At 73.2% G+C, this 12,725-nt stretch carries 13 protein-coding genes; 8 read left to right on the forward strand and 5 right to left on the reverse strand.

What is annotated here, in order from left to right; translation table 11 throughout:
* Positions 1-6: 6 nt before the first annotated feature.
* Positions 7-678: a response regulator gene (locus tag amrb99_RS35870; RefSeq protein ID WP_190864727.1), complete on the forward strand. Its 672-nt coding sequence runs from the start codon at positions 7-9 to the stop codon at positions 676-678.
* Here amrb99_RS35870 and amrb99_RS35875 read toward each other — a convergent pair.
* Positions 656-883, reverse strand: a complete 228-nt coding sequence (locus tag amrb99_RS35875; RefSeq protein WP_190864729.1) for a hypothetical protein — start codon at positions 881-883, stop codon at positions 656-658. The genes amrb99_RS35870 and amrb99_RS35875 overlap by 23 nt on opposite strands.
* A 258-nt stretch (positions 884-1,141) precedes the next feature.
* Between amrb99_RS35875 and amrb99_RS52750 the strand changes: the two genes are divergently transcribed.
* Positions 1,142-3,268, forward strand: coding sequence for an MMPL family transporter (locus amrb99_RS52750; protein ID WP_190864731.1), 2,127 nt, complete (start codon positions 1,142-1,144; stop codon positions 3,266-3,268).
* 67 nt (positions 3,269-3,335) lie between these two features.
* Here amrb99_RS52750 and amrb99_RS35885 read toward each other — a convergent pair whose 3' ends face one another.
* Entirely contained in the window at positions 3,336-4,004 is a 669-nt protein-coding gene (locus amrb99_RS35885; RefSeq protein ID WP_190864733.1) for a TetR/AcrR family transcriptional regulator, read from the reverse strand.
* 170 nt (positions 4,005-4,174) lie between these two features.
* Between amrb99_RS35885 and amrb99_RS35890 the strand changes: the two genes are divergently transcribed.
* Complete coding sequence (locus amrb99_RS35890; RefSeq protein WP_190864735.1) at positions 4,175-4,762, forward strand: HAD family phosphatase; 588 nt, start codon at positions 4,175-4,177, stop codon at positions 4,760-4,762.
* Here amrb99_RS35890 and amrb99_RS35895 read toward each other — a convergent pair.
* Positions 4,759-5,724 carry a zinc-binding dehydrogenase gene (locus amrb99_RS35895; protein ID WP_206700240.1) on the reverse strand — a complete coding sequence of 322 codons (966 nt, stop codon included), beginning with the start codon at positions 5,722-5,724 and terminating at the stop codon, positions 4,759-4,761. The genes amrb99_RS35890 and amrb99_RS35895 overlap by 4 nt on opposite strands.
* A 154-nt stretch (positions 5,725-5,878) precedes the next feature.
* Between amrb99_RS35895 and amrb99_RS35900 the strand changes: the two genes are divergently transcribed.
* The gene (locus amrb99_RS35900) at positions 5,879-6,853 is read left to right on the forward strand and encodes a UbiA family prenyltransferase (protein ID WP_190864737.1); all 975 of its coding nucleotides are present in this window, start codon (positions 5,879-5,881) and stop codon (positions 6,851-6,853) included.
* A gap of 4 nt (positions 6,854-6,857) precedes the next feature.
* Here the strand turns inward: amrb99_RS35900 and amrb99_RS35905 are convergent, their stop codons facing one another.
* Positions 6,858-7,931 (reverse strand): hypothetical protein, encoded by a 1,074-nt coding sequence (locus tag amrb99_RS35905; protein ID WP_190864739.1) that lies wholly within the window; start codon positions 7,929-7,931, stop codon positions 6,858-6,860.
* 178 nt (positions 7,932-8,109) lie between these two features.
* Between amrb99_RS35905 and amrb99_RS35910 the strand changes: the two genes are divergently transcribed.
* Positions 8,110-8,781, forward strand: coding sequence for a hypothetical protein (locus amrb99_RS35910; protein ID WP_190864741.1), 672 nt, complete (start codon positions 8,110-8,112; stop codon positions 8,779-8,781).
* A gap of 47 nt (positions 8,782-8,828) precedes the next feature.
* Here amrb99_RS35910 and amrb99_RS35915 read toward each other — a convergent pair whose 3' ends face one another.
* A complete protein-coding gene (locus amrb99_RS35915) occupies positions 8,829-9,470 on the reverse strand; it encodes a hypothetical protein (protein WP_190864743.1) in 642 nt (213 codons plus the stop codon).
* A 209-nt stretch (positions 9,471-9,679) separates the two neighbouring features.
* Between amrb99_RS35915 and amrb99_RS35920 the strand changes: the two genes are divergently transcribed.
* The 3 genes from amrb99_RS35920 to amrb99_RS35930 all read left to right on the forward strand — a co-directional run bounded on the left by amrb99_RS35920 (position 9,680) and on the right by amrb99_RS35930 (position 12,718).
* Positions 9,680-9,976: a hypothetical protein gene (locus amrb99_RS35920; RefSeq protein WP_190864745.1), complete on the forward strand. Its 297-nt coding sequence runs from the start codon at positions 9,680-9,682 to the stop codon at positions 9,974-9,976.
* Between the two features lie 669 nt (positions 9,977-10,645).
* A complete protein-coding gene (locus tag amrb99_RS35925) occupies positions 10,646-11,737 on the forward strand; it encodes a sugar ABC transporter substrate-binding protein (RefSeq protein WP_190864747.1) in 1,092 nt (363 codons plus the stop codon).
* 195 nt (positions 11,738-11,932) lie between these two features.
* Positions 11,933-12,718 carry an ATP-binding cassette domain-containing protein gene (locus tag amrb99_RS35930; protein WP_190864749.1) on the forward strand — a complete coding sequence of 262 codons (786 nt, stop codon included), beginning with the start codon at positions 11,933-11,935 and terminating at the stop codon, positions 12,716-12,718.
* Positions 12,719-12,725 lie beyond the last annotated feature (7 nt).

Below are 12,725 nucleotides of genomic sequence, written 5' to 3' on the forward strand. Positions count from 1 at the left end.
GCAGGCGTGATCACAGTGGTGCTGGCCGACGACCAGTCGCTGGTGCGGGCCGGGTTCCGGATGCTGCTGTCCGGCGAGGACGGCATCGAGGTCGTGGGCGAGGCCGAGGACGGCGACGCGGCGGTGGAGCTGGCCCGCCGGCTGCGGCCCGACGTCGTCCTCATGGACCTGCGGATGCCCGGCACCGACGGGCTCGCCGCCACCCGCCGGATCGCCTCCGACCCCGCGCTCGACGACGTGCGCGTCCTCGCCCTCACCACCTACACCGACGACGAGCACATCTACCTGGCGCTGCGCGCCGGAGCGGCCGGCTTCCTCGTCAAGGACATGGAGCCCGTGGAACTGGTGAACGCCGTCCGGGTGGTCGCGGGCGGCGAGTCGCTGCTCGCCCCCGCCGTCACCCGCGCCGTCATCGAGGGCTTCGTCGGCGGCCGTCCCGGACCCGCCCCCGCCGCCGTCGGCCGGCTCGAGGGCCTCACCGACCGGGAGCGGGAGGTCGTGCGGCTGGTCGGGCGGGGGCTGTCCAACGCCGAGATCGCGAGCGCCCTCGCGGTCAGCCCCCTCACCGCCAAGACGCACGTCAGCCGGGCCATGAGCAAGCTCGGGGTGCGCGACCGGGCCCGGCTGGTGGTGCTCGCCTACGAGTCGGGGCTGGTCACCCCCGGGTCCGCGAGTTGAGGATCTCGTCGCGGAGCTGCTGCGGAGTGGGGGCCTCCAAAAGCCGCGGACCGTCCCGCAGCGGGACCAGGGCCCACCAGGACCCGGTCGCCTCGCCGAACCAGACGCGCACGCCCGGAAACTGCTCCTGCAGCCCGCGCGCCGTGGCGGCGCGGAACGCCGCCGGCGTGGGCTCGTCCCGGCCGGCGCCCTGTGGAGCCGTCATGCCGCCCTCCCCCCGATGATCTCCTCAGTAACAGCGTCCCCACGGACCAATGCGTCACCCCTACTCGGCAAATTGTGACTAAGCACACTATGGAGGTTCGGGGGGCCCAACGGTGGGATACCGCGCCGGATGTACTCCTGCGGAAGTAGCGGGCCTCCCGGAAGACGCCGCCCGCCCGACGACGCGGACCGGGTGCGCGAGCCACGCTTTCGGGAACGACGTGTTCTCTACCCGCGGACTCCCGCGAAGGTGGTTCCCATGAAACTGGCCAGGCTCGCCCGGGTCTGCTATCGGAGGCGATGGCTCGTCGTCGCCGCCTGGATCGTCGGCGCGCTCGCCGTGCTGGTCCTCGGCTACGGCTTCGCCGTCAAGCCGCTCAACGACTTCACCGGAGGCTCCTCCCATTCCGCGACCGCGAAGAAGCTGCTCGACGAGCACTTCCCCAAGCGCAGCGGCGACACGATCACGCTCGCCGTGCGGGCGGACGCCGGAGTGCGCTCGGCCGCCGCGAAGGAGCGGGTGACCCGGGCCATCGACCGGCTCGGCAGGACACCGCACGTCGCCTCCGTCACCTCGCCCTATGACGTCCCCGGCCAGATCTCCAAGGACGGCCGGACGGCGTTCGCCACCGCGAACCTCGACGTCCCCACCAACGACGTGCCCACCACGGACGTCACCAAGCTCATCGACGACGTCCGCAGCGACTCCGGGCCCGTCCGGATCGAGCTCGGCGGCGCCGCGATCGACAACGCCGAGACCGCGGAAGGCGGGTCGTCGGAGGGGATCGGCGTGCTCGCCGCCATCGTCATCCTGCTGATCGCGTTCGGCTCGGTGCTGGCGATGGGACTGCCGATCGTGACCGCGCTGTTCGGCATCGGCTCCGGGCTCGGGCTCATCGCGCTGATCGCGCACCTGCTGCCCGCGCCGTCGTTCGGGCCCATCGTCGCCGCGCTCCTCGGCATCGGCGTCGGCATCGACTACGCGCTGTTCATCGTCACCCGCTACCGGGAGGAGCTCGCCGCCGGGAAGGAACCGGAGGAGGCGACCGTCACCGCCGTCACCACCGCCGGACGCGCCGTCCTGTTCGCCGGCAGCACCGTCGTGATCGCCCTGATGGGCCTGTTCGTCATGCAGCAGAAGCTGTTCAACGCCGTCGCCGTCGCCGCCGGCGTGGCGGTAATGATGACGATGCTCGCCGCCGTCACCCTGCTGCCCGCGCTGCTCGGCTTCACCGGCCGGGCCATCGACCGGCTCCGCGTGCCGGGGCTCGGCCGGGCGCGCCGCCCCCTCGCCGAGCGCTGGGCCCGGGTCGTCCAGAACCACCCGGTCGTCACCGGGCTGGCCGCGGCGGCCCTGCTGCTCGTCCTCGCGGTGCCGGCGCTGTCGATGCGGCTCAGCCTGCCCGACTCCAGCACCCAGCCGCACGACACCAGCGGCTACGCCGCGAACCAGATCATGGCCGAGGGCTTCGGGCCCGGCACCGCCGCGCCGCTGGTCATCGTCACCCGGGGCGGGAACCCGGCGCCGGTCGCCGCGGCCGTCGGCGCCGCACCGGGCGTCGCGGCCGTCCAGCCGCCGCGCACCAGCCCCGACGGGGCCGTCTCGCTGATCATGGCGTTCCCGACCACCGGCGCGCAGGACGAGGCCACCCCGCGGCTGGTGCACCGGCTCCGCGACGACGTCCTGCCCCGCGTCACCCGCGGCACGGACCTGCGCGCCTACGTCGGCGGCCAGAACGCGGCGTCCATCGACTTCGCCGACGACGTGCAGAACCGGCTGCCGCTGCTCATCGCGATCGTGGTGGGGCTGTCGCTGCTGCTGCTCGTCGCGCTCGTCCGCTCGCTGACCGTGGCGCTGCAGGCCGCGCTGATGAACCTGCTGTCGATCGCCGCCGCCTACGGCGTGCTGACCGCCGTCGTGCAGTGGGGATGGGCGGGCAAGGCGCTCGGCTTCCCCACCTCGATGCCGGTTACCACCTGGGTGCCGCTGATGATGTTCCCGATCCTGTTCGGGCTGTCCATGGACTACGAGGTGTTCCTCGTGTCGCGGATCCGCGAGTCGCACGAGGCGGGCGTGCCCACCCGGGAGGCCGTCGCGCGCGGCCTCGCCGGCACCGCGCGGGTCATCACCGCCGCCGCCGCGATCATGGTGATGGTGTTCCTGTCGGTGCTGCTCGGCGCGAACGTCGCCGTCAAGCAGATCGGCCTCGGCCTCGGCGTCGCCATCCTGATCGACGCGACCGTCGTGCGGATGGTGCTCGTCCCCGCCCTGATGGAGCTGTTCGGCGAGAAGAACTGGTGGCTGCCCGGACCGATCGCGCGGCTGCTGCCGCGCCGCCGCCTCGAGAGCGCGCCGGAGCGCCCGGGCGTGCCGGTAGGGGGATAGCGGGCATCGCCCGCCGGCGGGGGACGGCGGGCGCCGGGCCCACGGGCCGCAGGCGTCCGCCCGGGGGCTAGTGGGTGTTGATCCCGTCGAACATGACCTTGATGTAGTGCTCGCCGAGGCTCTGGGCGTCGAGCCGTCCGCCCGGCTTGAACCAGCGGACGGCCACCCAGATGGTGTCGCGGATCATCCGGTAGGTCAGCTTCGGGTCGAGGTCCTCGCGGAACAGCCCCTGCTCCTGGCCGGCCGCGATGGTCTCGACCCACATCTTCTCCACCTCGTCCTCGGACTTGGTGAGGTAGGCGAAGCGGTCCATGCCCTGGAGGTAGTTCCAGTCGTTCTGCATGACCGTGATCGCGGCGCGGTGCGGCTCGAGGCTGTTGAACGCGATGCGGACGAGTCCGGCGATCGTCTCCCGCGGGTCGCGGCCCGCGTCGATCTCGGCCCGGTAGGCGGCCATGATCTCGTCGAAGAAGCCGGTCAGGATCTCGTCCACGATCGACTCCTTGGAGTCGAAGTGGTGGTAGAGGCTGCCGGACAGGATGCCGGCCTCGTCGGCGATGTTGCGGACCGTGGTGGCCTGGAAGCCCTTCTCCGCGAACAGGTCCGCGGCCAGCCTGACCAGGTGCTCGCGGCGCTCCGACGCCAGGGCCGGCGAGCCCTTGCCGCGGCGGCGCGCGCCGCCCTCGCCGGCGGCCCGGGGCCTCGCCCGCCCGGAATTCGCGCTCGTGGTCGTCACCCTCTCATTATGCCGTGCGCGCCCAACCGCTTGCTCAGTCCGCGCGTCAACGGCAGTTTACGGTGTGCCCAAGCGCTTGTTCCATCACCCGGGGCTCCCGCGTCGCGACGCGGCGCGACGTCCGCCGCCCCGCGACGCCCGCACCGGGCCGCCCCGCATACCCTCGGACCATGCCCGATGTGATCGTCTTCGACCTGTTCGGCGTCATCGCCCGCACCCAGACCCCCGAGGCCGTGCGGGAGATCGAGGAGGTCGCCGGGGTCTCCGGCGCCCCGTTCTGGGACGCGTACTGGGCGCTGCGCCCCGCCTACGACGCCGGCCAGGAGAGCGCCGCCTACTGGGCGGACGTCGCCGCCGCCCTCGGCACCGCGTTCCCCGACGTGCCCGCGCTGATCGACGCCGACCTGCGTAGCTGGACGAACGCCGACGAGCGCATGGTCGCCCTCGTGCACGAGCTGGCCGACGGCGGGCGCACCCTGGGCCTGCTCTCCAACATCATCGCCGACCTCGTCCCCCGCTTCGAGGCGCGGCACGGGAGCTGGCTGTCTCGGTTCGACGCGCTCACCTACTCGTGCGCCATCGGCGTCGCCAAGCCCGACCCGCGGGCCTACCGCATCTGCGCCGAGCGCCTCGGCGTGAAGCCCGCCGACGTCCTGTTCATCGACGACACCGAGCGCAACGTCCTCGCCGCCCGCGAGACCGGCATGGCCGCCGAGGTCTTCACCGGCCCCGACCAGATCCGCGCCCTTCTCGGCTAGAGGCGCACGACGAGCTTGCCGGTCGCCTCGTCGGCCTCCATGTACCGGTGCGCGTCGGCGATCTCGTCCAGCGCGAAGACCCGGTCGACGTTCGGCCGGAACCGGCCGCTCCCGACCTCGTCCACGAGCCGCTGCAGCGTCGCGGCGCCCGCCGCGCCCTGCACGTCGTCGCTGTGGAACACGGTGAGCCGCGTCCCGCTCCGCATCGCCTGCATCGGCTCGAACTCGGGAAGCACCCACGCGCCGCCCAGGATGCCCGTCATGCACACCGTGCCGCCCTTGCGGACGAGGCCGAGCGAGTCCACGAGAGTGGACGCGCCGACGAGTTCGAGCACGTGGTCCGGGCCGTCCGGGACGATCGCCCGCACCCCGTCCGCGATGCCGCCGTCGTCCAGGACGACATGGTCGGCGCCCGCCGTCTCCAGCGCCTCGACCTTGCCGGGGTTGCGGGTCGTCGCGATCGTCCGCAGGCCAAGCCCCCTGGCCAGCGACAGCGCCGCCATGCCGACCGACGACGTCCCGCCCCGCACCAGCAATGTCCCGCTGTCCGCGCCCAGCGCGTCCAGGGACCCCTGGGCGGTGAGGTAGGTCTCGGGCAGCGCCGCGAAGACCTCCCAGTCCAGCTCGGTCGTGACGGGGATCAGCAGGTCGTCGGGGAGCAGCGCGTACTCGGCGTAGCCGCCGTCGAACGCGCGCCCCATCTCGCCCATGACCGCCGCGACCCGCGTCCCCGGCGCGAGCACCCCGCCCACGGCGACCTCGCCGACGCACTCGATCCCGAGCACGCGCGGGAACCGCACGCCGGGGGAGTGCCCCTGCCGGGTGAACATCTCCGACCGGTTCAGCCCGAACGCCCTGACCTTCACCAGCGTCCACCCCGGCCGCGGCTCCGGAACCGGCACCTCGCGCACCCGCAGCACGTCCGGCGGCCCCGGCCGCTCCGCGACGGCCGCCCGCATCATGATCGACTCCACCCCGAGAACAACTACCCACCCCACCGGGATCATCCCGGCCGGCCGCGCATGGGACGGGAACTCCCGGGCACTGGTGCCCGCAGAGCGTCTGGACGTAGTGTCCAATAGGGGTGGGGGTGCGTTGGAACCCTGGGGTGACGGTATGCGCGCTTCTCGGACGCGGCGCCGGGTGCCGGTGCGGGCGGCGGTGCAGCGGTGGCGGGTGCTGCTCGACCTGTGGCTCATCGCGAGGCCCGCGATCTGGCTCGTCTCGCTCGTGCCGTTCTATGTCGGGCACCTGCTCGCGACGCGGTGGCTGATCGCGGGCCAGGACGCGTGCGTGCCGATGAGCGGACGGTGCCTGGACGCGGCCGCGCCCGTGCTGACCGGGCTCGTCGTGTGGGGGCCGCTGGTCTGGCTCGCGGTGCTGGCCATCAACGACGCCTTCGACCTGGACGGCGACCTGAGGAATCCGCGTAAGGACGACGCGCCGCTGGTCGACGGGCGGCTGAGCGTGCACGGGGCACTGGTCGCGGCGCACGTCACCGCGGCGGCGGCGCTGCTCGTCGCGCTGACGGTGCGGCCGGCGTTCGCGCTGGTCACGCTCGGGTTCCTGGTGCTCGGCTGGCTGTACAGCGTGCCGCCGGTCCGGCTGAAGGACCGGCCGGGGTTCGACGTGGCGACCAACGCGGCCGGCGTCGGCGGCCTCGCGCTGCTGGCCGGCTGGACGGTCGTGCGTCCCATCGAGGGCTTCCCGTGGGTGATGGCCGTCGAGGGCGTCCTGGTCGCGACCGCCCTGTACGTCCCGACGACCGTCACCGACTACAAGGCCGACCTCGCCAGCGGGTACCGGACCATCGCCGTGCGGCTCGGCCCGCGCGGCGCGCACCGGATCGGGCTCGCCGCGTGGACGGCGTCGTGCGCGCTCGCGGTGACGCTGGCCGCGACCGGGCATGTGTTCCCGCACCGGACGCTGTGGACGCAGGCCGTGTCCGCGCCGGTGCTGGTCTGGGCCTACCACCGCTTCCTCGGCCGGGCGCGCGAACCGGGGGAGGTGCTGCACGGCATCATCGTGGCGAGCTGGATGTTCCTCGTCCCGTACCTGGTGTTCGCGCTGATGTACGCGCGGGTGCTCTGAGCGGTCAGGCGGGCGGGGGCGGGAGCTCGCCGCCGGCCTCGGCGGCCTTCGCGAGCCGCTCGCGCAGCGTCCGGACGAGCGCGTCGCCCTGCTCGGTGAGCCGCTCGATCGCGGGCAGCGCCAGGTCGTCGCGGACGGTGTCGGCGAGCAGCTCGTCGTACTCGTGCGCCTTCGCCGCGAGGGACTCCAGGTGGCGGTGCGCGGCCAGGGCCTCGTCGGCGGCGCGGGCGCGTTCGGCGTACCGTTCGAGGGCCTCGATCCGGCGCGTCACCGCCTCGACGGAGATGTCGAGCTTCTCGCGGAGCGGCCGCAGCGCCTCCTCCACCTCGGGCAGCGGCGCCGCCTCCGCCATCTCCTCCTGCTCCCTGCGCAGCTTCGACTGCCGCGCCAGGACCTGCGCGATCTCCCACTCCTGCCGGGGCAGGGTGACCGCGTTGTCGACCGTGTCCAGCAGCCCCTCACGGTTGACCTGCGAGTCGCGGACGGCGTCGACCGCGGCCTGCAGGCGGACGAGCAGCGCGCGGCCCGGCCCGTCGAAGTCCTCGGGGGTGAGGTAGCGGTGCCTGCGGCGCTCCAGCTCGCGGGCGCGCCGCAGGTCCAGCGAGACCGACGGGGTGCCGAGCGCGACCAGGACCGCGAGCATGCCGAGGCCGATCAGCCACAGCGAGCCGAGCAGCGGCGAGCCGAGCAGGCCGAGCCCGAGGACGGTCAGCGGCGCCAGCCACAGCAGCGGGCGGCGGCGCGCCACGAGCGTGTCGAGCTCGGCGCGCAGCGCGGGGTCGGCGACCGGGCGCGGCTCGGCCGCCGGGCCCTCCCCGGCGCGGCGCGGCGGGGCGATCCGCCGCCAGTACGCGCCGACGTGGGTCTCGAACGCGAAGTCGGTCGGCTCGATCTCGACCTCGGTGCCGCCGGCGGGCAGCGGCCACATGCCGACCGGGTCGCCCCCGCCGGGGCCGGTGAAGCGGACCCACCAGCCGCCCGCGGCGTCGTCGCACCGGTACCGCCCCGGGGCGACGTCGATGCCGACGAAGAACGTACCGACTCCGGGGATGGACTCGTTCCACGCGCCACTGGTCACCGGCGACCTCCGACCCGACCTCTCGCCGTGCCCCTCGCCCCCCTCCGGCGAGGGCCGTCCCACCGTGCTGCGCCCGCGACAGGACCGACGCCCGGGAGACGACAACAGTTGCATTACCCACATCGTCCCCGGGAAAGCGGCGTCACGGACATCGGAACCGGTTTGGAATACTCCATGGGTGCGACCTGCTTACGACCCTCTCGACGACCCGCCCTGGGCGATGCAACTGGTGGTACGTGCGGAAAAGGCCGATCCGCCCACTCACGGCGCGGTCTGTGAGGCCGCGGCGACCGCCGTCGTCCGGCTGCTCACCGACCCGCGCGCCACCGAGCCCGACGGGGAATGGCGGCACGCGGTGCACGAATGGGAGTCGCGGCGGATCCGGAAGGTGACGCGGCGCGCGCGCGGAGTGCGATGGCCGGAGGCGCAGGCGCTGCCGGGCGTGACGGTCGAGCACGCGGGCGCGCAGGTGCGGGCGTTCCCGCCCGGCCCGGTCGCGGACGTCCCGCCGGAACTGGCGAAGCTCCAGGTGGCCGGGCTCGACCTCGCGGAAGCCGAGGAGCCGCCGCCTCCGCCCGCCCCGCCGTACGCCGCGCTCGCCCTGAACCCCGATGTGACGATGACGACCGGGAAGGCGGCGGCGCAGAGCGGGCACGCCGCGCAGTTGCTGCTGCGGCAGGGCCCGCGCAAGGACGTCGCGGCGTGGATCGAGGCGGGCGCGCCCGTCCACCTGGTCCGGGACGTCGCGTGGGCGCGCTGCGTCAAGGAGGCCGCCGTCGCGGTCCGCGACGGCGGCTTCACCGAGGTGCCGCCGGGGACGATGACGGCCATCGCGTGGATCGTCCGCTGACGTCCGGACCCTCCCGTGCCGTCCGGGCGCGCCGGGGCGCGCCCGGATCAGCGGCGCGGCAGCCGGTTGAGCGCGGCGAGCGCGAACTCCTGCGTCCGGGTGAGCCGCCGCGGCTCGCCCTCCCCGCCGGGCTCGCCGCCGTCCTGCCCGGGGCCGGCCGGCGCGGGCGACGCGGCCGAGGCGCGGACCGCCGCACCGCTGCCGACCTGCGCCTTCGCGCTCAGCCCGTACGAGACGAACAGCAGCACCACGAAGCCCGCGAGGTAGAGCAGGTGCTCCAGGAGCCCGCCCAGGCGGCCGTCGAACACGTCCAGGACCGCGAACACCGCGAAGCCCGCCATCCAGCCGGCCAGCGCCGGGACGAACCACACGTCGCGGCGGCGGACGAGTCCCGCGGCGGCCACCGCGACGAGCACGGCCTCGGCCGCCTTCGCCAGGATCAGCAGCGTGCCCGCGTTCCCCGAGCCGAAGTAGTCGCCGAGTTCCTTGCGCCGGTCGCTCCACAGCAGCGCCGCGCCGGCCAGGCCGGTCACCCCGTACGCGATGAGGAAGACCCCGACCGCGTAGTGCATCCGGTGCCAGGTGCCCCCCGGGGAGGGCGGAGCGGTCCCCTCCGCCGGGCGCCGCTCGGGCAGCCGCTGGTCGGGCCGGGTCCACTCCGGGTTCGCGCCCGCGCTCGCCATCGCCATACGCCCCAACTTCCCCCTTCGAGTGCCATGCGCAACATATCCCGGATGCCGTTCGCGGCCGCCGGGCACCGCGCCCTTTGCGACGCTCGCCGCGCCGCCGGAGTTCGCGCCGCACCCGCACCGACCGGGCCGAAGTGCTTGCACCCGGGCCGGGGAAGGGGGAGGGTGAGATCTCGTCGGGCCGCGCGGAGTCCACGGGGAAGACAAGGATGACGCCTGACGATACGGGAACCGCCGCGCCCGCTCGGACGCGGATCGAATATCTGGAAGAGCTGGGCGGCGAGCTGGTCGAACGCGGCCTTCGGGTGCGGCTCACGCTGCCTCGGGGCCAGTCGCCCAGCCTGCACGTGATGAATCCGGACGCCTCCGCCCTGACGGAGAACATCCTCGCGGAGCGGGGCGCCGACGGATGGTGGTACTGGTGGTCGTGGGCGGAGCGCATCGCTCCCGCCGACGACGTCGCCGCCGCGGCCGACCGGGTCGCGCTGGTCCTCTCGGTCCACTGACCCGCCCGCCGGGCGGGGACGTCCCGGGGCCGCACCGGCCGCCGGACGCATTGCCGCCCGTCCCGGGACCGCGGCGCCCGCGGTCACGCCGACGCGGGACGGGCGGGTCCCATCGGAGCACGACGGCACCGTGATCATGCGGCGGCTCCCGGCACGAACCGGGACCGCGATCGCGTGATCACGGCCTTCGCCGCGCCCGCCGTTCTCCGCACGCCTAGCTTCGCCCATCACGCCGCGCCCGCGCCGTTCCCTGCCCGCCACGCTTCGCCGGACCACGCCGCGCCCTGTGCGCCGAACGTCGCCGCACCACGCCGCGCCCGCGCCGGGGCGTGCCCGCCGGGGTTTCGGACGGCTTCGCCCCGCGGGTTGACCGCGGGTCCGGGTGAATGTTGACCCGCCGAACATATGCCGCGCGCGGCCCCGGAACGCCCTGACCTCCGGTTCCGCCGCCCCGATCAGCGCCCTCCCTCGTTTCCCCCGTGTTGATCTCGCGTTACGGGATTGTTACTGCCCACAACAAATTAGCCGGGCGAGAGGTCTGGCGTTCCGGACGAGCCGGACATAAGTTGCGGGACACAACATTCACGCCGGTGGAGGTGCGACCGCGCTCGCCGGCGCTGCGAACCCTCGGCCGCGCCATGCGGCCACCCCCAAGAAAGGACCCGGGCAATGCGCAAGGGGATCCTCAGCTTCATGGCCCTCTCGGCGGCCGCGGCGCTCACCCTGTCCGCGTGCGGGGACGACAACGGCGGCGGCGACAAGGGCTCCGGCTCCGGCTCCGGCGCGGTGAAGGGCAAGGTCGGCGTGATCCTGCCCGACACCACCTCGTCCGTCCGCTACGAGAGCTTCGACCGCCCCTACCTCGAGCAGGCGTTCAAGACGGCCGGCGTCCAGTACGACATCCAGAACGCCGAGGGCTCGACCCAGCGGTTCCAGACGATCGCCGACCAGATGATCACCAGTGGCGTCACCGTGCTGATCGTGGACGGCATCGACTCCAACTCCGCCGGCGCCGTCCAGCGCAAGGCGCAGTCCCAGGGCGTCAAGACGATCGACTACGACCGGCTCACCCTCGGCGGCGTCTCCGACTACTACGTCTCCTTCGACAACGTGAAGGTCGGCGAGGAGCTCGGCAAGGGCCTGCAGAAGTGCCTCGGCGGCAAGAGCGCCAACATCGCCTACCTGAACGGCTCGCCGACCGACAACAACGCGACGCTGTTCGCCAAGGGCGCGCACAACATCCTCGACCAGGTGTCGACCTACAAGAAGGTCGCCGAGCAGGCCGTCCCGGACTGGAAGCCGGACAAGGCCGCGACGATCTTCGAGCAGATGTACACCGAGCAGCACGGCAAGATCGACGGCGTGCTGGCCGCCAACGACGGCCTCGGCAACGCCGCGATCTCCATCCTGAAGAAGAACCAGCAGGCCGGCAAGGTCGCGGTCACCGGCCAGGACGCCACCCTCCAGGGACTGCAGAACATCCTGGACGGCACCCAGTGCATGACCGTGTACAAGCCCGTCAAGCAGGAGGCCGACGCGGTCGCCAAGCTCGCCGTCGCCCTCATCAAGGGCCAGAAGGGCGAGACCAACGGCACCACCAACGACCCGCAGGGCAAGCGCGACGTCCCCTCGGTGCTGCTGAACCCGATCGGCATCTTCAAGGACAACGTCAAGCAGGTCACCGACGACCAGTTCGTCAAGGCCGCCGACCTGTGCAAGGGCGCCTACGCGGCCAAGTGCAAGGACGCCGGCATCCAGTGACCTCGCACTGACCCCGTCGATGTCGCCCGGGGAAGCGGGGGGTCGCACCCCCGGGCGGTACTGACCCTCGTGGCGGGCCCCACCCGCTGAGGACGCCCCGGGAGCCCGGAACCCCGGGACGTCCACGGGGCCCGCCACGGGCCCGCGCCAACCCCCGGAAGGAAACGGGCCCGCGCTACCCCTGGAAGGAATCACGTGGCAGAAAACGGAGACCCCGTCCTCCGCCTGACCGGGCTCAACAAGAGCTTCGGCGCCGTCCATGTGCTGCACGACGTGGACTTCGCCGTGCGGCTGGGCGAGGTGATGGCCCTCGTCGGCGACAACGGCGCGGGCAAGTCCACCCTCATCAAGTGCATCGCCGGCATCTACCCGATCGACTCGGGGAAGATCGAGTTCGACGGCCGCGAGGTGACCGTCGACGGTCCGCGCGCCGCGGCCGACCTCGGCATCGAGGTCGTCTACCAGGACCTCGCGCTCGCCGACAACCTCGACATCGTGCAGAACATGTTCCTCGGCCGCGAGCGCCGCCGGGGCATCGTGCTGGACGAGGCGTCCATGGAGGAGGCGGCCCGGCAGACCCTCGCCCGGCTGTCCGTCCGCACCGTCAAGTCGGTGCGCCAGCAGGTCGCCAGCCTGTCCGGCGGGCAGCGGCAGACCGTCGCGATCGCCAAGGCGGCGCTCTGGGAGTCCAAGGTCGTCATCCTGGACGAGCCGACCGCCGCGCTCGGCGTCGCGCAGACCCGGCAGGTGCTCGACCTCGTCCGGCGGCTCGCCGACACCGGGCACGCCGTCGTGCTCATCTCGCACAACATGAACGACGTGTTCGAGGTGGCCGACCGCATCACCGCGCTCTACCTTGGCCGGGTCGCCGCGGACGTGGCACGCTCCGAGGTCACCCACGGCCAGGTCGTGGAGCTCATCACCGCCGGCCGTTCCGGTGATCTCGGCCTCGCGCCGCAGACCGCCGCCGAGAGCATCTGAAAGGGGG

Origin of the sequence: Actinomadura sp. RB99 (assembly GCF_014706005.1) — a bacterium.
Taxonomy (GTDB): domain Bacteria; phylum Actinomycetota; class Actinomycetes; order Streptosporangiales; family Streptosporangiaceae; genus Spirillospora.

What these genes read in the sequence shown, in the direction of transcription:
- amrb99_RS35900 (WP_190864737.1), top strand. Translation starts at nt 5,879, where the DNA reads ATGCGCGCTTCTCGGACGCGGCGCCGGGTGCCGGTGCGGGCGGCGGTG.
- amrb99_RS35890 (WP_190864735.1), top strand. Translation starts at nt 4,175, where the DNA reads ATGCCCGATGTGATCGTCTTCGACCTGTTCGGCGTCATCGCCCGCACC.
- amrb99_RS35920 (WP_190864745.1), top strand. Translation starts at nt 9,680, where the DNA reads ATGACGCCTGACGATACGGGAACCGCCGCGCCCGCTCGGACGCGGATC.
- amrb99_RS35895 (WP_206700240.1), bottom strand. Translation starts at nt 5,724, where the DNA reads ATGATGCGGGCGGCCGTCGCGGAGCGGCCGGGGCCGCCGGACGTGCTG.
- amrb99_RS35915 (WP_190864743.1), bottom strand. Translation starts at nt 9,470, where the DNA reads ATGGCGATGGCGAGCGCGGGCGCGAACCCGGAGTGGACCCGGCCCGAC.
- amrb99_RS35925 (WP_190864747.1), top strand. Translation starts at nt 10,646, where the DNA reads ATGCGCAAGGGGATCCTCAGCTTCATGGCCCTCTCGGCGGCCGCGGCG.
- amrb99_RS35875 (WP_190864729.1), bottom strand. Translation starts at nt 883, where the DNA reads ATGACGGCTCCACAGGGCGCCGGCCGGGACGAGCCCACGCCGGCGGCG.
- amrb99_RS52750 (WP_190864731.1), top strand. Translation starts at nt 1,142, where the DNA reads ATGAAACTGGCCAGGCTCGCCCGGGTCTGCTATCGGAGGCGATGGCTC.